The following is a 20,424-nucleotide window of genomic DNA, read 5'->3' as shown; positions in this document are numbered from 1 at the left end:
GCCACCAGGCTTGATGGATGAACGACGCAATGAACATCGGACCGGTCGAGCTCGTGGTGCTGGCATTCCCAGGTTCAACTGTGGATCCTGAAGCTGTCGCCGCGCTGCAGAACGTGGTGGAACGAGGTTTTGTCACTCTGCTCGACCTCGTGTACATCGCCAAGGACGCGGACGGACAGGTGTCGCAGATCGATGTCGACGAAGATCTCACCGACATCGGACTGGCGATTCTGTCCATCGAAGCCAAGGCATTGATCAGTGACGAGGACCTGGACGTGGTCCGTGAGTCACTCGAACCAGGAACGTCCGCCGCAGTCATCGTCTACGAGCAGACGTGGGCGCGTGAGCTCGCGTCGACGGTTCGCGGTGGCGGCGGCGACGTAGTCCTTCACGTTCAGATACCGCGCGAGGTAGTCGTCGCAGCGGTCGAAGCAGCATTTCAGTAGCGACAATTACCCAAGGAGTTCGGCATGGTTTTTCGAGGTGGACGCAGAGGGCGGCCGGGGTTGCTCGGCACGGTGGCGCGCACGGCGGTAGTGGCTGGAACCGCAAAGGCGACGTCCAACGCCATGGATCGACGGAGTCAACGAAAGGCCAGCGAGCAGCAGCAGGAATATCAGCAGGAGTACCAGCAGCAACAGCCGCCGCCGCAGCAGCAGGTCGCCCCCGTGCAGTCCGTTCCCCCTTCAGGCGCGGACGATCTGGTCTCCAAGCTGCAGGAGTTGGGACAGCTTCATCAGTCCGGCGTGTTGACCGATGCCGAGTTCGCGGCGGCAAAGGCGCAGTTGCTGAGCTAGCCCTGCTGTTCTCTTCAATTGCGGCAATGCGCATTGCCGCAATTCGGCGTGAAAGGCTGACTTATGATCGACCCACGTGCGGCATCGGCCGCAATCGAAGCCGCGAACGCCCGAGTCGCCGAGACTCTACCGTTCTCCGACGACGCCGACTTCACCGAGGCGAAGCGGGGTTTCGTCGCCGCACTCGATCCGGGGCTGGTTGCCGATTCGGACGGGAAAGTCCTGTGGAACAACGATTCCTACGCCTTCCTTGACGAGGACTGCCCGCCAACGGTCAATCCGAGCTTGTGGCGTCAGTCGAAGTTGGTCGCCAAGCAGGGACTCTTTGCGGTGACGGATTCGATCTATCAGATTCGCGGACTTGATCTGTCGAACATGACGTTGATCGAGGGAGATACCGGAATCATCGTCATCGATCCACTGATCTCCCGGGAAACCGCTGCCGCTGGTCTCGCGTTGTATCGGGAGCATCGTGGTGATCGACCGGTTGTCGCGGTGATCTACACGCATTCGCACATCGACCACTTCGGCGGGGTCAAAGGTGTGACCACCGACGACGACGTCGCCGCCGGGCGATGCGTGATCGTCGCACCCACCGGGCTCGTGGAGCACGCGGTGGAGGAAAACGTCTATGCGGGAACGGCAATGGCTCGACGTGCGGCCTACATGTACGGAGCGGCCTTACCCCGAGGTCCCCGAGGTAGCGTCGGAGCCGGGTTGGGGCAGACCACCTCAACCGGCACACCGACGCTCATTTCGCCGACGGTGTCGATCTCGAAGACAGGTCACACGGAGACGATCGACGGCGTTCGGATCGAATTCCAGATGACGCCCGGAACCGAGGCCCCGTCCGAGATGAACTTCTACTTCCCGGATTTGCGCGCACTGTGTATGGCGGAGAACGCAACTCATACTCTCCACAACCTGCTCACGCTTCGCGGTGCCCTGGTACGAGATCCTCACGTCTGGTCTGCGTACCTGACGGAATCGATCAATCGTTACGCCTCACGATCCGACGTTCTGTTTGCGTCCCACCACTGGCCGACGTGGGGGACCGAACGGCTCACCGAGTTCCTGTCATTGCAGCGCGACCTCTACGGGTACCTTCACGATCAGACACTTCGTCGAATCAATCAGGGTTGGACCGGTCTCGAGATCGCCGAATCGATCGAGCTGCCACCTGCATTGGCGCAAGCGTGGCACACGCACGGGTACTACGGTTCCGTCAGTCACAACGTCAAAGCCATCTACCAGCGATACATGGGTTGGTTCGACGGTAACCCTGCGCATCTGTGGGAGCATCCACCCGTCGAATCGGCCAAGCGTCACGTGGAGTTCATGGGCGGATCAGCAGAAGTGTTACGGAAAGCTCGGGAATCATACGAGCGCGGCGACTTTCGCTGGGTTGCGCAGGTGGTGAACTACGTGGTCTTCGCTGAACCGGACAACGTCGAGGCCAAGAATCTGCAGGCCGATACCTTCGAGCAACTCGGGTACGGTGCCGAGAACGGCACATGGCGGAACTTCTACCTCACCGGTGCATACGAACTGCGCAACGGCTCAGTGGGGACGCCCACGGTTGCCGCGGCGCCCGACATCACCGCGGCGCTGTCGGTAAGTCAAGTCTTCGATGCAGTATCGCTGCGCGTGGACGGAGTGCGCGCAGCGGGCTCGCACATCGTCGTCGATTGGAACATCACTGACGAAAACATCGTGCACCGAACGGAACTCAGCAACGGAGTTCTGATCCATTTCGACGTGGAAAGTGGGTCTGCAGATGCTGGGTCTGTGGATGCGATGTTCAGTTTGAGTCGTCTCGGCTTGCTCGGTGTGCTGCTCGGTGGTGCGGACTTGGGTGCTGAGATCGCGAACGGAACCATCTCGGTTTCCGGCGACCCGGCGAAGCTCGCAGAACTTGCCGGATACCTCGACGAGCCGGATCCGAACTTTGCGATAGTCACTCCGACCTAGCGCTGTATCAGTCGTGAACGAGACTGTACTTCAATAGGTCTCGAGTGTAGGTCTTCTTGAAGTTGTCCGGTTTGTCTCTGGTTATCGAAAGTATGTTCGATTAAACTTTGAGCATGGACAGTCGGGAAGCGTGGCAGCTGGATGGTGAGGACCTCAAGAGTGAGGTTCTGGATCTGGTGCGCACCCGACACGAGTTGCAGTCGCGGATGGTGTTGCTGATCGTGGAGATGTTTTCCCGGGAGGTTCTCGGCGGGAAGGGTTTTCGGGCGATCGCGCAATGGCTGCACGGGTCGACGAATCTGGAGATCGGCGAGTGCAGCCTGCTCGTCGGCTTGGCGCGGTTGTTGATGCTCGAACCCGTTGTCGGCGATGCATTCCATCGCGGCGATGTGGATGCGTTGAAAGCCCGTCAGGTGGCGTCGTTCTGTCAGCATCCACCCAAGAACATGACCCCGGCCGATGTGGACAAGGCTCGCGGGATTCTGTTGGGGTTGGCGTCGCAGAACATTGCTGATTGTGATGCGGTGCGGGCGGCGATTCGGCGGATCGAGAAGCAGTACGGCAAGCGTGAGGACGGCGTTCCGGTGGGGGAAGATTCGGAGCGTAACGATTTCTACGCGTCGAAAGGTTTGTACGGGCGCGTGTCGGTGAAGGGTGATCTGGATGCTGTGAACGGGGCCCGTCTGATCACGTTGTTGTCGAGCCTGTCGGCTCCGACACCGGAGAAGGACGGCGTCAAGGACACCCGTACTCCGGCATTACGGCGGGCGGACGGGTTTTGCGAGTTGTTGCGTCGGTACGAGCGGGCGGGGTTGGGTCCGATCGAAGGCGGAGTGAAACCGCACATCACGGTCACCGCCAGCGCAAAAGACATGACAGACCTCAAGGCTTTGAAAGACCTCCTGCCGTCCACTGAGGAGTTGGGGTTTGCGTGGGCGGATTGGGTGGGCCCGATCAGCATCGATACTGCGCGGATGCTGGCCTGCGACTGCACCGTGACGCGGATCTTGTTGGATGAGAATGGTGTTCCGCTCGACTGCGGTAAGGAAGCGAGAACAGCAACGGTGCCGCAGCGGCGGGCGTTGGCGGTGCGTGATGGTGGGTGCGCGTTTCCGGGGTGCGGGACGCCGTCGGGGTGGTGCGATGCCCATCATATTGTTCACTGGAATGATGGTGGCCCAACGGATCTCGATAATCTGATTCTGTTGTGCGGTCATCATCACCGGACGCTGCACCACACGGAGTGGCGGGTGGAGATCGGTCCCGACCGAAAAACAGTGTTCTATCCACCGATGTCGATTGATCCGTTCCAGCGGCCCATCGGCGGGAACAGTCCGCCCACCGCGGCGTGAATCGCGACAACTGAAGACGTGAGCACCGGGGCACAACCATGCCCCGCTGCTTGCTCAATCCAGTATTTACTCAAGACAACGTGATGTCGGCAATCAGGCCGTGATGATCGGATCCCTCGATCTCGATCCGTTCCAAGGATGTCGCCACGGCGCCTTTCGTGATGATGTGGTCGATACCGACCACCGCCGGATATCGCTTGTCGGTCGGATAGGTCGGGATCAGGCCGGAACCCAATTGGTCGGCGGCGCTGGTGTATCCGTTCGTGAGAAGATTCCGGAACTGTTTGTTCGAGTACGACGCGTTGAAGTCGCCGCTCACTATCACGTTGTCCCGCCCGGCGACTTTGTCCATGTAAGACCCAAGCCTTCGCTGCTCGTCCGCCCACACCGAAGCCGGTGAGATGTACGCCGGTGCCGGATGCACGGCGAACAATGTGACTGGCTGCGCCAAGCCGACATTCAGTTCTGTGGACAGCGTTTCGGGTGAGAATCCGTCGAGGCTACGCGGATTGGAGAGTGGAAAGCGACTGTAGATTCCGGCCCCGCCACCACCGTCGGTGTAGGGGACGAGGAATTGGTGGCTCAGAACCTCGTCAAGCCCGGCGGCTTCGAGCGCGTCGGCTTCCTGGTACGTCAACTCCTGGACCGTCACCACGTCGACCTCGCGTTCGCGGACCATCGCCACAAGCGACTCCGGATCCGCTGCACCGACCATCAAGTTGGCCTGCATGATTCGAATCGATGGACCGTTCGCAGACGTCGACTCCCCAGTTCCGCCGATGTACAGCGGGCTCACAGACCATCCGAACAACCCAAGGACGAGGATCGAGGCGGCGCACACGATCCACTGACGCCCGATACCCGAGACGACGGCACCGATCAGCGGAGCAATCATCAACAAGGGCGCCACTGACGCCAGAACGATCACGATGTTGTGATCGACGTCCAACTGAGTTGCGATCAAGGCAACCAAACCAGTCACGATGCCGGCCACACCGGCCACGGCCGAAAGGCGGCGAAGAACCAGTCGACGAGGGGTCACGGCATCGGGTTGCATGACGTCCATAGAAGCAGAAGAGCGTCGTAGCTCCGGGAAACTGCAGGTGGAGTCGGTGCGCCCTATTGTTTGCGCCCTATTGTTGCGGATACGGAAGGTGGCTGCTGCTGTTCTCACTGACGGAGATCGAGCGGCCGAGTTGGGGGAAGGCGCGTTGAGAGCACGCTGGCCTGTCACAGACTTTGCACCCCGCGCCGATCGGCACGATGGTCGCGGGGTCGTCCGTCTGAATTCCGTGTGAGTAGACCATGCGATCGGCGTAGCCGATGTCGCAACCGAGTCCGACGGCGAAGTTGCGCTCGGGTGCGAGGTACCCGAGTCCGCCGCTGTGGGTAGTGCGCGCCACCCAGAGGTATGTCCGGCCGTCGGGCATCTTCGCGACCTGAGTGAGGATGCGACCTGGGCTCGCGAATGCCTCGTGGATGACCCACAGCGGGCAGCTGCCTCCGACTCTGGAGAAGTGAAAGGCGGTAGCAGACTGACGCTTCGAGATGTTTCCGGCGCGATCGGTTCGGACGAAGAAGAAAGGGATGCCGCGTTGGCCGTGTCGTTGGAGAGTGGACAACCGGTGGCAGACTGTCTCGAAGCCGACCTCGAACTTGAGGCTGAGCAGGTCGATGTCGTACCGCAAGGCCTCAGCGGATTGCAGGAATTGGGTGTACGGGAGTAGCAGTGCGCCGGCAAAGTAGTGTGCGAGTCCGACGCGAGCCAGCGCTGCGGACTCGGCGCTCAATGATTCATCCTCGGCGACAAGGGAATCGATCACGTCGGCCTGCGTGAAGAAGGCCAACTGCATTGCGATCTGGAACGCGCGTTGTCCTGCCGACAGACGACGGGCGAGTGTGAGGACCGACTTGTTCGGATCGTAGTAACGCTTGGGCCCGAGCTTGTCGGGTTCGTCGGTACGGATCGTCACGGTGACGCCGTGCTGATCGCGAAGTAGTCGTGCCAGTTGCAAATCCACTGCGCCCACGGACAATCCGTTGTCCAGAAACATCTGCTCGGCAGCGTCGTCCAGAACGGCGATGTGATTCTTTCGGTCGTAGAAGAAGTCCCGAACTTCCTCGTAGGGCATCGGTACGAGTGACACATCGGACGCTGGTTCGCCGGACAACTGCGTCGAGAACTGGTCCAACTGCTCTGTCGCGGCGTGAAGGCGGCGGTGCAACATCACGAGGGTGCGTCCGACCGCCGGCATGCGGGCCACCAATTCGTCCACCTCGGCCAGAGATACGTCTCCAGATTCCGAAGTTTCGGCCAAGGCGTGATGAACGTCCGCAACCAGGCGTGCGTCGGAATCGGAGGCGAAGAATTGCACGTCGAGATCGAACTCGGCGTTGAGCTTGAGAAGGACGGGCACCGTCAGCGGTCGTTGATCGTTCTCCAGTTGATTGACATAGCTGGGGGAGAGTTCGAGTGCCTTCGCCAGTGCGGACTGTGACAGGTTTCGTTCCTCCCGCAGCCGTCGCAGCCGCGCTCCCGCGTACATCTTCTTCATCGAATCTCCTCGGTGCCGATCGCGTTCACCCTACCGAGAAGCTATTCGCAACATTCGCAACATTGCAGCATTGTCATTGCACAAATAGGCAATTGCGAGGGCCTATCCCGAGGTGAATGAGCTGCGTAGCGTGCAAATAGATACCGAAGAACGTGAGAAGAGGACCGATGAAGACGCATCTCGTACGCACTCACCGCTCTGCCGAAGAGTTCCCCAAGGAAGACCACCTCGCGTGGAAGATCGCGGAAGTTGCGACGGATTCCGTCGACGTCACCGACGCCACATCCGACATGATCGTCAACCGGATCATCGACAACGCGGCAGTTGCCGCAGCTTCCCTGGTGCGCCGTCCCGTGGTGAATGCGCGGGCGCAAGCACAGTCGCATCCGTATACGCCGGGCTCCACCGTGTTCGGTATCCCCGGTACGTTCTCTCCTGAATGGGCCGCCTGGGCCAACGGTGTCGCGGTTCGTGAACTCGATTTCCACGACACGTTCCTCGCCGCCGAGTACTCGCACCCCGGAGACAACATCCCGCCGATCCTCGCCGTCGCTCAGCACACCGGCCGTGACGGTCGAGACCTGATTCGTGGTCTGGCGACCGGCTACGAGATCCAGATCGACCTGGTTCGGGCTATCTGCCTGCACGAGCACAAGATCGACCACGTCGCACACCTCGGCCCCTCGGCTGCGGCAGGTATCGGAACTTTGCTGGGCCTGGGCACCGAGACGGTCTACCAGGCAATCGGCCAGGCACTGCACCTCACGACAGCGACACGTCAGTCCCGCAAGGGCGAGATCTCCAGTTGGAAGGCGTACGCGCCTGCGCTGGCAGGCAAGGTTGCCGTAGAGGCGGTCGACCGTGCGATGCGCGGTGAGGGCGCACCGTCACCGATCTGGGAAGGCGAAGACGGCGTCATCGCCTGGCTACTCGGTGGCCCGGACAAGGAGTACCACGTTCCGCTGCCCGGTTCGGGTGAGGCGAAGCGCGCCATCCTCGACTCGTACACCAAAGAACACTCCGCGGAGTACCAGAGCCAGGCGCCGATCGACCTCGCTCGCCGAATGCGTTCTCGTGTCGGTGATCTCGACCAGATCGCGTCGATCGTCCTGCATACCAGTCACCACACCCACGTCGTCATCGGCACCGGTTCCGGCGATCCGCAGAAGTTCGACCCGACCGCCTCGCGTGAAACCCTCGACCACTCGGTGATGTACATCTTTGCCGTTGCGCTACAGGACGGTACGTGGCACCACGAACATTCCTACGCGTCCGAGCGTGCACAGCGCGCGGACACGATCGAGCTGTGGAACAAGATCTCCACGCGCGAAGATCCCGAATGGACACGCCGTTACCACTCGACGGATCCGGACGAGAAGGCTTTCGGTGCTCGCGCCGAGATCACCTTGAAGAGCGGCGAAGTCATCGTCGACGAGCTTGCGGTGGCCGATGCGCACCCGCTCGGCGCACGTCCGTTCGCTCGCGATCAGTACGTCGCGAAATTCCGCACCCTCGCCGAGGGCGTCATCGAGCCGAGCGAACAGGACCGCTTCCTCGATGCGGCTCAGCGCACCGCCGAATTGAAGGCAGGCGAACTCGATCAGCTGACCTTCACCGTTTCCGAAGACGTTCTCGCTCGGGCTCCCAAGGTCGCCAAGGGACTTTTCTGATGTCGGGCCTCATCGCAGCAGCGACGTCTGCAGCCGACAAGCGGATTGCCTTCCGGGCGGGGCTGACGTCCGGAAAGATTCAGCGCTTGCCAGGTGCCATCAATCCGCTGACAGCCAAGCTCATTGAGGAAATCGGATTCGAAGGTGTCTACGTTTCAGGTGGTGCGTACTCCGCCGGATTGGCGCTTCCCGACATCGGACTGACCACCTTGACCGAGGTCGTCGGCCACAGCAAGCAGATCGCGCGCGTCACGGACCTCCCGACGCTCATCGACGCCGACACCGGATTCGGTGAACCCATGAGCGCGGCCCGCACGGTCACGATCTTCGAGGACGACGGAATAGCCGGTCTGCACCTCGAGGACCAGATCAACCCCAAACGCTGCGGGCACCTCGACGGCAAAGCAATTGTGCCCACCGAAGACATGGTTCGCCGTGTTCGTGCTGCAGTGTCGGCGCGCCGTGATCCGAACTTCGTCATCTGCGCGCGCACCGATGCTGCCGGTATCGACGGTATCGACGCGGCGATCGAGCGAGCAAAGGCCTACGCGGATGCCGGTGCCGATCTGATCTTCACCGAAGCCCTTGCCGCCGAAGCAGACTTCGAGAAGTTCCGCGCAGCGGTCGACACTCCGCTCCTCGCCAACATGACCGAGTTCGGGAAGTCGAATCTCATTTCGGCGAAGACGTTGGAAGAGATCGGTTTCAACGCCGTCATCTACCCCGTGACCACCCTTCGGCTGGCGATGTTCGCTATCGAAAAGGGTCTGCGCGAGATTTTTGCGGAGGGCACGCAAGAAGGACTGCTCGGCGAAATGCAGCATCGCAGCAGGTTGTACGAGATTCTCGAGTACGAGCGCTACAACGAATTCGACAGTGGCATTTTCAATTTCAGCTTGGAGGGGAGTAGGACATGACCGAACAGATTCCGACGATCTACAAGGGCTTGGCCGGAGTTGTCGTCGATACGACGGCTATCTCCAAGGTAGTGCCCGAGACGAATTCGTTGACGTATCGCGGTTACGCAGTGCAGGACCTTGCCGCGAACTGCAGCTTCGAAGAAGTTGCGCACCTGCTCTGGTACGGCGAACTGCCGACTCCCGAGCAGCTCGAATTACTCTGCCTGCGTGAGCGTGCGGCCCGTCGTGCCGACCGCTCACTGCTCTCGCTTCTGACCAAGATGCCGGACAACTGCCACCCCATGGATGTTGTCCGCACGGCGATCAGCTACCTCGGCGCCGAGGATCCGGCGGAGGACGACAACTCGGAGAAGGCCAATCTGGCCAAGGCGCTGCGGATGACAGCTGTGCTGCCGACCATCGTCGCAGCCGATTTCCGCCGCCGGCGCGGTCAGGATCCCATCGCGCCGCAGTCGGACCTGGGTTTCGCCGAAAACTTCTTGAACATGTGCTTCGGTGCTGTTCCGGAGCCGGCGATCGTGAAGGCCTTCGAGGTCTCGCTGATCCTGTACGCGGAGCACTCCTTCAACGCCTCGACGTTCGCCGCTCGTGTTGTGACGTCCACACTTTCGGACATCTACAGCGCAGTGACCGCTGCTATCGGCACACTCAAGGGCCCGTTGCACGGCGGTGCAAACGAAGCTGTCATGCACGACATGCTCGAGATCGACGACCCCGACCGCGCCGAAGCCTGGATGTCGGAGAAGTTGGCTGTCAAGGAGAAGGTCATGGGCTTCGGGCACCGCGTCTACAAGAACGGTGATTCGCGTGTTCCGACCATGAAGCAGGCCCTCCTCGACCTCGCGGCAGCGACCGACGGCGAGAAGTGGGTGCAGATGTACGAGATCCTCGAGAAGACAATGGTCAGTGCCACCGGAATCAAGCCGAATCTCGATTTCCCCACGGGCCCTGCATATTTTCTCATGGGCTTCGACGTCGAGATGTTCACGCCGATCTTCGTGATGAGCCGCATCACCGGATGGACGGCGCACATCATCGAGCAGGGGCAGTCGAATGCACTGATCAGGCCGCTGAGCCAGTATTCGGGCGTGCCGCAGCGCACTGTCGTGGCATGACACTTTTTGCTGTCGTGGCATGACGCCCCTTTGATACTGCGTCGGCGAGGTTCGGTTCTGGCATCACCGTCTCCTGGCCTCGTCGACGCTTCTCCGTTCGCACTATCTGCAACTTTGCATCGAGAATTCGCAAAGATATTCAAGTGCAATGTGTTTCGACTCTTCTCTACCGGAAATAACGTGAGTGTCATGACTGAAACGCACGAAGAAATCTTGATCATCCGTCGTGGCGAGACCCTCGACGTCGTGTTCAACCGGCCGGAAAAGCGCAACGCATTGACCCCGCAGATGTACGACGCCATTGCCGGAGCCTGCCGGCGCGCCGACTCCGACCGCGAGATTCGGTTACTCACTCTCCGAGGTGCTGGGGGAGAGGCGTTCTCGGCGGGCTCCGACATTGGCCACTTTCAAACCTTCTCGAGCTTTCAGGACGGGCTCGACTACGAAAGCCGGTTCGTCGGCGTACTGACCGAACTCGAGAAAGTGAGGGTTCCCACCCTCGCGGTCATCGACGGTGTGTGCGCGGGAGCAGGGCTGTTGCTGTCGGCAGCGTGCGATGTGCGGATCGCGACGCAGGGGTCACGCTTCTGCCTACCGATCGCGCGCACACTCGGAAACTCGTTGTCGATCCATTCCGTGGCGTTGCTGGCGGACAGGATCGGCAGTTCGCGTCTGATGTCGTTGATCGCTCGGGCTGGGGTGATGTCGAGTGGCCAGGCTCTGCGGAGCGGCTTCCTCAGCGACTGTGCAACAGAGTCCGAGTTCGCGACCCTGACTGCCCAGGTATCTCGCGATCTACTTGCCGCCGCCCCGATGACCGTCTGGACTATTCGGGAGTCCCTGCGACGCATCAGAACCCGAGTGATTGCCGACAACGATGATCTGATGAGCATGATCTACAGCAGTGACGACTTCAAAGCCGGCGTCGACGGTTTCCTTCGCGGGGAACGACCGGTGTGGGCCGGCGTGTAGTTCGGCGGTAGAACCACAGGCTTGCGTTGGAGCGCGCTCTAACCCCTAGCGTTGCCGACCATGACAACAAAGACCTGGATCATCACTGGAGTTTCTCAGGGTTTCGGCCGTGAACTCGCACTGTCTGCACTTCGATCGGGGGACGCGGTAGTCGCTGCAGTTCGTCGTCCCGAGTCCGTTGCAGATATTGCGTCGGCGAATCCGGATCGGTTCTCGGCGGTGACGTTCGACGTCAGAGATACCGCAGCGGCTCCGGGCGTCGTCGAATATGCGCTCGAGCGTTTCGGTCGTATCGACGTGCTGGTCAACAATGCCGGTCGTGGGATGGTCGGCGCGGCGGAGATGGTGGAGGATTCGACCTTGCGGGATCTCATGGAACTGCACCTGATCGGACCCGCCGCGTTGGTGCGCGCCGTCCTCCCGTCGATGCGAGTGCAGGGCAGCGGGACGATCGTGCAGATGAGCAGTCAAGGCGGCCGTATGTCGTTTCCCGGCGTCGGGGCGTACTCGGCGTCGAAGTTCGCTCTCGAGGGTTGGTCGGAGGCTCTCGCCGGTGAGGTCGCGCAGTTCGGCGTTCGGGTGATGATCGTCGAGCCCAGCCGATTCCGTACAGCATTCAACACGCCTGGCGTTCTGAGCTTCGCCGAATCATCATCGGAATACCGTGATTTGCTGGATCCCGTTCTGCGGGACATGGCGGCCGCAGACGGTGTTCAGGAGGGTGATCCGGAGAGAGCAGCAGAGATCATCACCTCGCTTGTGCACAGCGAGAATGTGCCATTTCGTCTGCCACTCGGAAAGGAAGCCGTGGAGCGTGTCTCCGCGTCGTATCGGAAGAATCTCGCCGAGGTATGCGTCTGGGCCGACCTGGCTCGCAGCGCCGATTTCGCGGATGCTGCCGGACCCGTCCGTCCGTTCTAGGCTGAGAAGCATGGCTACCGAAGACTTGATGCGTAAGGCACTCGAGGCACTTGGGGAAGTGAACGGGCCCATGTCGATCGAGGTGATTCACCGACTCGTCGATGCAGGAGACGTTCAGGAGCCGATGTCGATCGCCGAAGTCTCGGACCTGCTGGATGTCTCGGCACATACGCTGCGCTACTACGAGAAGATCGGTCTGGTCGAGGTCGATCGTGACTCGAGCGGACATCGTGTGTACGGTCCGGAATCGGTTCGCAGGCTGGTGTTTCTGACCCGCATGCGCATCTCGGGTATGGCGATTCGCGACCTGCAGCACTACGTCGAACTGGTCGACGCCGGTGAAGGGACAGTTCCGGAGAGGCTCGACATGCTGCTCGAACACCGGGACACCGTTCGTCGGCAGATCAAGGAGCTCACGTTGTCTTTGGCTGCGACGGAGTACAAGATTGCGACGTACGGCGGGCGGACCGGAGAGCAGGAGTGATCGGTTCAGTGGATGTGAGTGGCTGTTTTCGTGACTCGCCCTCTTCTGATTCCGATCGAGACGAACGCGCCAATCAGGGAGACGATGGCGCCCACCCACATCGTCGTCTGCAGCCCATACATGAATGCAGTCTCTGTCGCTGATCGCAGTGTGAGGGAAAGAGCCGGGTCAATTTCTGTCACGACTGGTGTGGTGCCCTGGGCGACGGCGCGAACCGCATCTTCCGAGACTCGATCGACTATGAAGTCGGGAATGACGTTGCCCAGTAGTGTTTCGTGGAACTTTGCTGCGGATGCCGCCGCCATCACGGCTCCGAGCACTGAAGTTCCGAGGATACCGCCAACTTGAAGTGAGGTCTGATGGACGCCCGCGGCAGGTCCGGCGTCTGCGACGTTCGCATTCCCTAGGATCGCTTGGACTGACGCAGTCATCACAAACCCGATTCCCAGGCCCAGTACCACAAACGGAATGGCCAGAGAAAGGTAGCTTCCGTGTGGTTCGATGGTGGTGAACAGTAGGAATCCCACTGCGCTGAGCAACATTCCCATAAACAAGGGCGGACGTGCGCCGTACCGTTTGATGATCCAACCGCAACTGCTCGAAGCGATTACATTCGCGATACTCATCGGGAGGATGTGGAGTCCAGCGGCCATGGGGGAGTCACCGTTGATCTGTTGCAAGAACAAGAGAATGAAGAACAGTGAGCCGACAAGCGCAAAGAAGGAGATGATTGTCAGGATGACTCCGAGTGTGATTGACCGGTCAGCGAATAGCCGAAGCGGCACCAAAGGATCCGATGCGCGTCGCTCCGCTTCTACGAAGGCCAAACCAGTGACGGTTCCACCGACCAGCCACCCGATGACATGCCAATCAGTCCAACCACTTTCGGGGGCTTTTATAAGTCCATAGGTTATGGCGAGGAGTGAACTCGTCAGCAAGATCGAACCCAGGACGTCGAACTTTACAGTCCGTTCGACCCGGCCCTTGGGGAGCAGAAACAATCCTGTAGCGAGGGAAATCGCCGCAACGGGGACGTTGATCAAGAAGGCCCATCGCCAGCTGGTGTGCTCGATCAGCAATCCGCCGATCAGGGGGCCGGCGGCGGATGAAGCGCCGATCAGCGATGCGAAGACCGCAAGCGCCTTCGGAAGTGTTGCCTCGGAGAAGAGGGACCGAAGCAACGCCAGAGCGTTGGTGACGATCAGTGCGCCGAAAATTCCCTGGCCGAGTCTCGAGAAGATCACCATTTCTACACTGTGCGCCAGGGCAATTCCCGCTGATGCCAGCCCGAAACCGACGATCCCTGAAAGGAATACAGATCGTCGTCCGAAGCGATCGCCCAACCTTCCCGCGAGAACAAGCGTTGCCGCCATCGCGAGCAGATAGATGTTGGTAATCCATTGCAAACCAGAGAGACTCGCGCCTAGATCGACGACAAGAACCGGATTGGCCACTGCCGTTATCGTGCCGTCGAGCGAAACGATGAGAACGCCGAGTGCGATCGCAGTCATGGCGACCCAGGGATTGGAGTCTCGAGGTGGATCGGTGACTGGGAGTGCGTGGATTTCAGTACTGCCAGTAGATGTCACTGAGGTCTACTACTTTCTGATCGATCGGAGTTCTTCAGAGGTTGATCATGTGGCCGGCGAGGCCGTGGATCGCTTCCTGCAGTGCCTCACTGAGTGTGGGGTGGGTGTGGACGTTGCGTGCCAACTCGTTGACCGTGAGGTCCCACTTCTGGGCCAAGGTCAGCTCGGGCAGCAGTTCCGAAACGTCCGGTCCGATGAGGTGCCCGCCGAGCAGTTCGCCGTACTTCTTGTCGCCGATCAGCTTGACGAAACCGGTCGGGTCACCGAGACCGTGTGCCTTGCCGTTGGCAGCGAACGGGAAATTCGCGACCTTGACGTCGTAGCCCTCGGCCTTGGCCTGCTCCTCGGTCAAACCGAACGAGGCGACCTGCGGCTGGCAGAACGTCGCACGCGGCATCATCCGGTAGTCACCGAGTGTCTGCGTCTCCGCGCCGCCGATGGTCTCGGCAGCGACGACAGCCTGAGCTTCCGCGACGTGCGCGAGCTGCAGCTTGGCGGTGACGTCACCGATGGCGAAGATGTGCGGGACGTTGGTGCGCATGTAGTCGTCGATCGCGATGGCGCCGCGATCGGTCAACGCGACACCGGTGTTCTCGAGACCGAAGCCCTCCACGCGCGGTGCGAAGCCGACGGACTGCAGAACCTTGTCGACGACCACGGTCTCGATCTCGCCGGACTTGTTGTCCTTGATCGAGACGGTGACCTTGCTGCCGTCGTCGCTGATGGACTGCACAGCGGCACCGGTCTTGATGGTGACGCCGAGCTTCTTGTACTGCTTGGCGATTTCCTTCGAGACGTCGGCGTCCTCGTTGGGCAGTGCCCGATCGAGGAACTCGACGATCGTGACGTCGACGCCGTAGTTCTTGAGGACGTAACCGAACTCCATGCCGATCGCGCCGGCACCGACGATCAGGATCGAACCCGGAAGGTCACGGGTGAGGATCTGCTCTTCGTAGGTCACGACGTTCTCGCTCAGCGAGGTGCCGGGCAGCAGCTTGGTGTACGAACCCGTCGCGATGATCGCGTTGTCGAACGTGATCGTCTCGGTGCCACCCTTGCTCAACTCCACGCTGATGGTGTTGGCGTCGACGAACGTGCCCTTGCCGTCGTACTCCGGGATCATGTTCTTCTTCATCAAGAAGTGAATGCCCTTGACTCGCCCGTCCGCGACCTTGCGGCTGCGATCGAAAGCGGAGCCGAAATCGAAGGACACGTCTCCGGACATGCCGAACGTCTTCGCTTCTTTCGTGAAGATGTGCGCGAGTTCGGCGTTACGGAGAAGCGCCTTGGACGGAATGCAGCCGACATTCAGGCATACACCGCCCCAGTACTTCTGCTCGATGATGGCGGTGCTCAGGCCCAGTTGTGCCGCGCGGATAGCAGCGACGTACCCACCGGGGCCGGCTCCGAGGACAACGACGTCATAGTGTGAGGTCACGATAATTCTCAGATAGTCGATTCAGATCAGGTCAGTGCTTCCACAGACTGGGGCTTTCGGCCGTGCGGCATGAGGAGAGTCGCGGCGAGTCCGACTATCGCCAGACCTGCTGCAACGAAATAGACTGTTGTGTAGCCAATTCCAGCGTAAATAGGCGTTCCGTCGGCAACCGTTGCAATGTTCAGGGCGAGGATGGCAAAACCAATCTGTACAGCAACAGCACTGCCGACGGATCCCACCACATTGACCGTCGAGGCTGTGACGGCCTGCAGTCGAACCGGCGCGGCGGCGATCACCAGGTTGGGTATTGCCGCACTGATCAGACCGGCCCCGAATGCATATACCAAGTATCCCAACAGTATCGGCCAGAATTCCTTGTGGGAGAGGGCGAGTGATGCGGAGCCGATCGCCATCAAGGCGAAGCCGATCCAGTTCGGCAGGCGTGCGCCCCGACGTTCTGCGATTATGCCGACAAGCAACCCCATTGCGACGGTGGCCACGCCGGCCGGTGTGGTCAACCGCGCCATGTAGCTTGCGCTTTCCCCCAACCCGTAGGTAACGCCGAGGGCGATGGGTGTCTGAACGATGAAGGACAACAAGACGAATTGGAGAACGATGACGGCCTGGCCGGTAAATTGCGCGACCAGTGTCGTCACGACAGCGCGACCACGCAGCACCACAATGTCGATCAGTGGGTTCTCGATTCGCTTTTCGTATCGAGCCCATCCGATGAAAATTGCCACCGCGGCGATGGCGCAGAGAAGTGTCTTCCACGACGTCCAACCCCACGTTCCGCCTTCGCCGATGCAGTACAGGAGGAGTGCGATCGAGAGCCCGAGCATGATCCCACCAACCCAGTCGATGGACGTTTTCACTCGGATCGGGGACTCGGGAACAACGAGCATGACCAAGGCACCCAAGAGCACAGGGAAGAGTGCCAATGCGAAGAACACTCCGCGGAATCCGAAATTGTCGATCAAAACTCCGGCAATGACAGGACCGGTGATCGTGGTGACACCAATTCCAGCGGTTGTCATGCTGACCGCCATCGCCAGCATCCGCTTCGGGAAGATGTCGCGCATCAGCGAGTAGGTTATCGGCACGATTGCAAGACCGAGTCCTTCGACGGTACGACCGACTAGTACTACGGAGAAGGTCGGCGCGATTGCGACGATCAGCGAGCCTGTTGCCATGCAGGCGGTTGCGATCAGAAGCCATTTCTTCTTACCGTCTCGATCTGCGAGCTTGCCGATCAACGGTGCGCTGATAGCGCCGGAGAGTGTGAACAGTGTTGACACCCAAGCGATGTTCGAGGTCTCGAATGAACCAGCCATGCTGGGGAGTGCGGGCGTCACCAGATTGAACGCGTATGCGACTTCTTCGGACAGAAGGCAGAGGATCAGGAGGATTCCGACCCAGCCGGCGGTTGATCGATTTCCCACGCCTTCTATCGCGAGAGTGGGGTTTGCGGAGGAAGATTCCGATGGAGTCGAGGAAGGATTATCCGTGGATGGAGCGGTCATCGTGGCTCCTGCATCTTTCTGACGGGAAGACGGGGCAGTGAGCGGGACAGTCGGCGCGGCGAGTGTGCAGACCCACTGAAGCATTTTGTGATGTGAGGCACAGTAAAATGGATCGATTGATTCTGTCAAGTGATCCACTAAATTTTTCCCGAGAAAATTGCAAAAGCGCGCACGGAGACGGCGCGTTCTGTGGATGGTGGATCCGCAACCCTACCTGGGAAGATCCATCCGCAAAGCTAGGTCCGGGTTGGATCCATGAGTGACTCGAGTCCGCCTGCGACAAAATCCGCCAGTGTGTCGAATCGACCGTTGGACAGCGCGCGAGATCCCTCGATGCTTGCGTCCGACCATCGTGCCGCCATCACGATCAGCGTGTTCACGGTGAGTGACCAGTTCAGTTCGATCGCGGTGTCGTCGGCTGCGGGGTAGGCGCGTTCGAGTAGTTTGCGCAGCAACTCTGCTGTGTCGTCCTTGACGGGGAATAGCCGAGGATCGTTGGCGAGGCTGAGTTGTCCACAAATAGTCAGCCACCGAACACCTTTGTCAGGTTCCTGATCGAGGAACTGGCGATACGGCAGTGCCAGGAGATCGACGATCTGCCTCGCTGTCGGAACGGTGTCGGAATCGACCATGTTCTTGGCCAGGCGATGAATGTGTGCGAGTACTTCGGCGCCGGAGTCGAGGAGGACGGCGTCGAGGATCGCGTCCTTGGATCCGAAATGATAGTGCGCGGACGCTGCTCCCAATCCGGCTTCGGCATTGATCGCTCGAATCGAGACGGCCTCGACTCCCTCTGCTGCGAACAGCTTTGCCGCTGAGTCGATCAGAGCACGGCGAGTTGCTGCGCCGTCGCGTGGACTGGATCGTGGCATTTCCGCAACCTTTCGGTTTGTTGACCCCATCATATCGCGATGTCGCGGCCTGATTTCCGGCCTGCTGACCCGGTGATGTCTGAGTAGATCTCAGTCGATTTAGAGAATGCACTTGATTGAATCACTTGATCCACATATGGTGATGTGACAGCAGCCACACGAATGGCAATCGATGCCGGGTTGTCAAAGGCGCGACCCTCGTACTTGCATGTCGGACTGTCAGAAGGAGATCGGAATGGCCACGCACACAAGCGAACAGCTGACCGAAGTAGTGGAACCGGAGTCACTCGACCCACGGTTGGCGATCGACATTTTCACCGTCATGGCCCGTGCGCGTGCGATCGAGGACGCGGTGCAGATTCACATCCGGGACCACGGATTTGCCGGATTTTGGCATCCGGGCAAAGGGCAGGAAGGTGCTGTCGCTGGAGCGGTGGCAGCCATGCGAGACGACGACTATCTGTTCTATCAGGGAAGAGGAGCCACATGGCCGCTTGCCAAAGGGATGGCGATGGGGCCGATCATCGGTGACCTGCTTGGAAAAGTGACAGGTTCTACCGGCGGAAAAGGCGCCGGGGTTCCTCACTGGGCAGATCCGGCGCTCGGAATCATGGGGGAGGGGGCGACGCTCGGATCGGTGTATCCGGTGGCAGCAGGCGCGGCGTTGTCGGCGCAAATGAGAGGCACCGGGCAAGTTGCGCTGGCTGACTTCGGCGACGGAACGGCGGCACGTGGCACCTTCCATGAAACTCTGCTCGAGGCATCGCGGTGGAAACTACCGCTGGTCTACTTCTGTGAGAACAATGGAATCTCGGTAACCACCTCTTTTGAGTCTGTAAGTCCGACAAGCACTATCGCCGAACGGGCGTCTGCATACGGGATTCCGGGAGTTCGCGTCGACGGTCACGACGCCGTCGCTGTCTACCATGCGACACAGACCGCGATCGATCGAGCGCGCGATGGTCATGGGCCGTCGTTGATCGAGGCAGTCGTCACCCGGGTCGGCGGACACTGGGAAGGCGACGCGCAGAAGTATCGCCCGGAAGATTTCTTGTCGACGTACCGAGATCCGTTGGACATCATGCGTTCTCGACTCGATGCTTCACTGGCCGACCAGATCGTCGCCGCAGCACGTGCGGAAGTTGCCGAAGCGCTCGCCGAGGCAGAAGCCGCTCCTTTGCCTGACCCCTCCGTTATCATGAAGGACGTTTTTGCATGACTATCACTGACGACACGTCTGTCAACCGCACGGCTCCGGAAACTACGGTGCAAAGCTACGAGGCCGCACAGGGTGCGGCGATTGCCGAAGAGATGCGCCGTGACCCCTCGGTGTTTCTCATGGGGCAGGACATTGCCTCAGGCGGGTTCTTCGGCGGAACCCGAGGCCTGGTAGAGGAATTCGGCCTGGACAGGATCCGAAACACCGGAATCACCGAAGCATTCATGGTGGGTGCAGCTGCCGGTGCCGCCATGACCGGAATGCGTCCGATCGTTCAGTTGGGGTTTGCAGACTTCAGTTTGATCGCCGGGGACGAGATCTTTCAGAAACTGGGTAAGTGGCGCCATATGCACGGTGGTCAATTCGAACTTCCCGCTGTGATCATCATGCCGATCGGGCCGAGCGGTGGTGCAGGACCAGAACATTCGGGTTCGATGGAGATGCTACCGATGCATTTTCCGGGACTCAAAGCAGTTGTCCCGTCCAATCCTGCCAACGCGAAAGCCCTACTCAAGGCCGCAATCCGGGACCCAAATCCTGTTCTGTACTACCCGAGCAAGCAGCTCAACTTCAAACGGGGTGAGGTATTCACCGATCCCGAGTACGTAATGCCCTTGGGTAAAGCATCGATTCCACGGCGCGGCGACACAGTAACCGTCATCAGCTATGGATGTATGGTGCCTCGCTCGCTCGAAGCAGCACTCGTGCTGGCTGCGGAGGGTATCGAACTCGAGGTCGTCGACCTGCAGACGCTGGTTCCGCTGGACCACGACACGATCATCGCGTCGGTGATGCGGACCGGGCGGGCGATGATCGTTCACGAGGCGCCGAGAACCGCTGGTCCTGGCGCCGAGATCGCTGCGCTCATCCAGGAGCGTTGCTTCTACTGGCTCCACGCTCCGATCGCGCGTCTCGGTTCTGTGGATGCGCCGATTCCGGCGAGTCGGTTCCTCGAAGATCATTGCTTCCCAAATGTTTCCGACATCATCGAGACGGCCCGTCACCTGGTTCGCGACTAATTACTCG

The 20,424-nt window shown here is 60.2% G+C and carries 18 protein-coding genes; 12 read left to right on the top strand and 6 right to left on the bottom strand.

The window, feature by feature from the left end; translation table 11 throughout:
• Positions 1-17 precede the first annotated feature (17 nt).
• The 4 genes from KTR60_RS23980 to KTR60_RS23965 all read left to right on the top strand — a co-directional run bounded on the left by KTR60_RS23980 (position 18) and on the right by KTR60_RS23965 (position 4,120).
• Entirely contained in the window at positions 18-446 is a 429-nt protein-coding gene (locus KTR60_RS23980; protein ID WP_007732604.1) for a DUF6325 family protein, read from the top strand.
• A gap of 24 nt (positions 447-470) precedes the next feature.
• The gene (locus KTR60_RS23975) at positions 471-797 is read left to right on the top strand and encodes an SHOCT domain-containing protein (protein ID WP_003939954.1); all 327 of its coding nucleotides are present in this window, start codon (positions 471-473) and stop codon (positions 795-797) included.
• A gap of 63 nt (positions 798-860) precedes the next feature.
• Positions 861-2,768, top strand: coding sequence for an alkyl/aryl-sulfatase (locus KTR60_RS23970; protein ID WP_228401323.1), 1,908 nt, complete (start codon positions 861-863; stop codon positions 2,766-2,768).
• 113 nt (positions 2,769-2,881) lie between these two features.
• Complete coding sequence (locus KTR60_RS23965; RefSeq protein WP_228401322.1) at positions 2,882-4,120, top strand: HNH endonuclease signature motif containing protein; 1,239 nt, start codon at positions 2,882-2,884, stop codon at positions 4,118-4,120.
• A gap of 70 nt (positions 4,121-4,190) precedes the next feature.
• Here the strand turns inward: KTR60_RS23965 and KTR60_RS23960 are convergent, their stop codons facing one another.
• Positions 4,191-5,186: an endonuclease/exonuclease/phosphatase family protein gene (locus tag KTR60_RS23960; RefSeq protein WP_228401321.1), complete on the bottom strand. Its 996-nt coding sequence runs from the start codon at positions 5,184-5,186 to the stop codon at positions 4,191-4,193.
• Positions 5,187-5,253: 67 nt separating this feature from the next.
• A complete protein-coding gene (locus tag KTR60_RS23955; RefSeq protein WP_003939891.1) occupies positions 5,254-6,675 on the bottom strand; it encodes a short-chain fatty acyl-CoA regulator family protein in 1,422 nt (473 codons plus the stop codon).
• A 167-nt stretch (positions 6,676-6,842) separates the two neighbouring features.
• Here KTR60_RS23955 and prpD point away from each other — a divergent pair, with 167 nt between their 5' ends.
• From prpD to KTR60_RS23925, 6 genes are all read left to right on the top strand, one after another.
• Complete coding sequence (prpD, locus tag KTR60_RS23950) at positions 6,843-8,345, top strand: 2-methylcitrate dehydratase PrpD (protein WP_003939787.1); 1,503 nt, start codon at positions 6,843-6,845, stop codon at positions 8,343-8,345.
• Positions 8,345-9,262 (top strand): methylisocitrate lyase, encoded by a 918-nt coding sequence (gene prpB, locus KTR60_RS23945; protein ID WP_228401320.1) that lies wholly within the window; start codon positions 8,345-8,347, stop codon positions 9,260-9,262. The genes prpD and prpB overlap by 1 nt, the downstream gene beginning before the upstream one ends.
• Complete coding sequence (locus tag KTR60_RS23940) at positions 9,259-10,380, top strand: bifunctional 2-methylcitrate synthase/citrate synthase (protein ID WP_228401319.1); 1,122 nt, start codon at positions 9,259-9,261, stop codon at positions 10,378-10,380. Before prpB ends, KTR60_RS23940 begins: the two co-directional genes overlap by 4 nt.
• Before the next feature lie 189 nt (positions 10,381-10,569).
• Positions 10,570-11,352 (top strand): enoyl-CoA hydratase, encoded by a 783-nt coding sequence (locus KTR60_RS23935; RefSeq protein WP_228401318.1) that lies wholly within the window; start codon positions 10,570-10,572, stop codon positions 11,350-11,352.
• A 60-nt stretch (positions 11,353-11,412) separates the two neighbouring features.
• Positions 11,413-12,273 (top strand): SDR family NAD(P)-dependent oxidoreductase, encoded by an 861-nt coding sequence (locus tag KTR60_RS23930; RefSeq protein ID WP_228401317.1) that lies wholly within the window; start codon positions 11,413-11,415, stop codon positions 12,271-12,273.
• A gap of 10 nt (positions 12,274-12,283) precedes the next feature.
• Complete coding sequence (locus tag KTR60_RS23925) at positions 12,284-12,757, top strand: MerR family transcriptional regulator (RefSeq protein WP_228401316.1); 474 nt, start codon at positions 12,284-12,286, stop codon at positions 12,755-12,757.
• 5 nt (positions 12,758-12,762) lie between these two features.
• Here the strand turns inward: KTR60_RS23925 and KTR60_RS23920 are convergent, their stop codons facing one another.
• From KTR60_RS23920 to KTR60_RS23905, 4 genes are all read right to left on the bottom strand, one after another.
• Positions 12,763-14,268 carry an MFS transporter gene (locus tag KTR60_RS23920; protein WP_228401315.1) on the bottom strand — a complete coding sequence of 502 codons (1,506 nt, stop codon included), beginning with the start codon at positions 14,266-14,268 and terminating at the stop codon, positions 12,763-12,765.
• Positions 14,269-14,380: 112 nt separating this feature from the next.
• Complete coding sequence (gene lpdA / locus KTR60_RS23915) at positions 14,381-15,784, bottom strand: dihydrolipoyl dehydrogenase (protein ID WP_228401314.1); 1,404 nt, start codon at positions 15,782-15,784, stop codon at positions 14,381-14,383.
• 26 nt (positions 15,785-15,810) lie between these two features.
• Positions 15,811-17,307 (bottom strand): MFS transporter, encoded by a 1,497-nt coding sequence (locus KTR60_RS23910; RefSeq protein WP_228401313.1) that lies wholly within the window; start codon positions 17,305-17,307, stop codon positions 15,811-15,813.
• Positions 17,308-17,543: 236 nt separating this feature from the next.
• Positions 17,544-18,179 (bottom strand): TetR/AcrR family transcriptional regulator, encoded by a 636-nt coding sequence (locus KTR60_RS23905; RefSeq protein WP_228232242.1) that lies wholly within the window; start codon positions 18,177-18,179, stop codon positions 17,544-17,546.
• A gap of 235 nt (positions 18,180-18,414) precedes the next feature.
• Between KTR60_RS23905 and KTR60_RS23900 the strand changes: the two genes are divergently transcribed.
• A complete protein-coding gene (locus KTR60_RS23900; RefSeq protein WP_030538053.1) occupies positions 18,415-19,398 on the top strand; it encodes a thiamine pyrophosphate-dependent dehydrogenase E1 component subunit alpha in 984 nt (327 codons plus the stop codon).
• The gene (locus tag KTR60_RS23895; protein ID WP_228401312.1) at positions 19,395-20,417 is read left to right on the top strand and encodes an alpha-ketoacid dehydrogenase subunit beta; all 1,023 of its coding nucleotides are present in this window, start codon (positions 19,395-19,397) and stop codon (positions 20,415-20,417) included. Before KTR60_RS23900 ends, KTR60_RS23895 begins: the two co-directional genes overlap by 4 nt.
• Positions 20,418-20,424: the final 7 nt, after the last annotated feature.

Source organism: Rhodococcus sp. C1 (assembly GCF_020809065.1).
Lineage (GTDB): Bacteria > Actinomycetota > Actinomycetes > Mycobacteriales > Mycobacteriaceae > Rhodococcus_F > Rhodococcus_F qingshengii.
This window is presented reverse-complemented; position numbering and strand designations above follow the sequence as displayed.

Bases quoted from the DNA above. Each gene is read 5' to 3' on its own strand.
- KTR60_RS23925 (WP_228401316.1), top strand. From the start codon at position 12,284: ATGGCTACCGAAGACTTGATGCGTAAGGCACTCGAGGCACTTGGGGAA.
- KTR60_RS23920 (WP_228401315.1), bottom strand. From the start codon at position 14,268: ATGACTGCGATCGCACTCGGCGTTCTCATCGTTTCGCTCGACGGCACG.
- KTR60_RS23895 (WP_228401312.1), top strand. From the start codon at position 19,395: ATGACTATCACTGACGACACGTCTGTCAACCGCACGGCTCCGGAAACT.
- KTR60_RS23900 (WP_030538053.1), top strand. From the start codon at position 18,415: ATGGCCACGCACACAAGCGAACAGCTGACCGAAGTAGTGGAACCGGAG.
- KTR60_RS23960 (WP_228401321.1), bottom strand. From the start codon at position 5,186: ATGGACGTCATGCAACCCGATGCCGTGACCCCTCGTCGACTGGTTCTT.
- KTR60_RS23970 (WP_228401323.1), top strand. From the start codon at position 861: ATGATCGACCCACGTGCGGCATCGGCCGCAATCGAAGCCGCGAACGCC.
- KTR60_RS23905 (WP_228232242.1), bottom strand. From the start codon at position 18,179: ATGCCACGATCCAGTCCACGCGACGGCGCAGCAACTCGCCGTGCTCTG.
- KTR60_RS23975 (WP_003939954.1), top strand. From the start codon at position 471: ATGGTTTTTCGAGGTGGACGCAGAGGGCGGCCGGGGTTGCTCGGCACG.
- prpD (WP_003939787.1), top strand. From the start codon at position 6,843: ATGAAGACGCATCTCGTACGCACTCACCGCTCTGCCGAAGAGTTCCCC.
- KTR60_RS23980 (WP_007732604.1), top strand. From the start codon at position 18: ATGAACGACGCAATGAACATCGGACCGGTCGAGCTCGTGGTGCTGGCA.
- KTR60_RS23910 (WP_228401313.1), bottom strand. From the start codon at position 17,307: ATGACCGCTCCATCCACGGATAATCCTTCCTCGACTCCATCGGAATCT.
- KTR60_RS23935 (WP_228401318.1), top strand. From the start codon at position 10,570: ATGACTGAAACGCACGAAGAAATCTTGATCATCCGTCGTGGCGAGACC.
- KTR60_RS23930 (WP_228401317.1), top strand. From the start codon at position 11,413: ATGACAACAAAGACCTGGATCATCACTGGAGTTTCTCAGGGTTTCGGC.
- KTR60_RS23965 (WP_228401322.1), top strand. From the start codon at position 2,882: ATGGACAGTCGGGAAGCGTGGCAGCTGGATGGTGAGGACCTCAAGAGT.
- KTR60_RS23955 (WP_003939891.1), bottom strand. From the start codon at position 6,675: ATGAAGAAGATGTACGCGGGAGCGCGGCTGCGACGGCTGCGGGAGGAA.
- KTR60_RS23940 (WP_228401319.1), top strand. From the start codon at position 9,259: ATGACCGAACAGATTCCGACGATCTACAAGGGCTTGGCCGGAGTTGTC.
- prpB (WP_228401320.1), top strand. From the start codon at position 8,345: ATGTCGGGCCTCATCGCAGCAGCGACGTCTGCAGCCGACAAGCGGATT.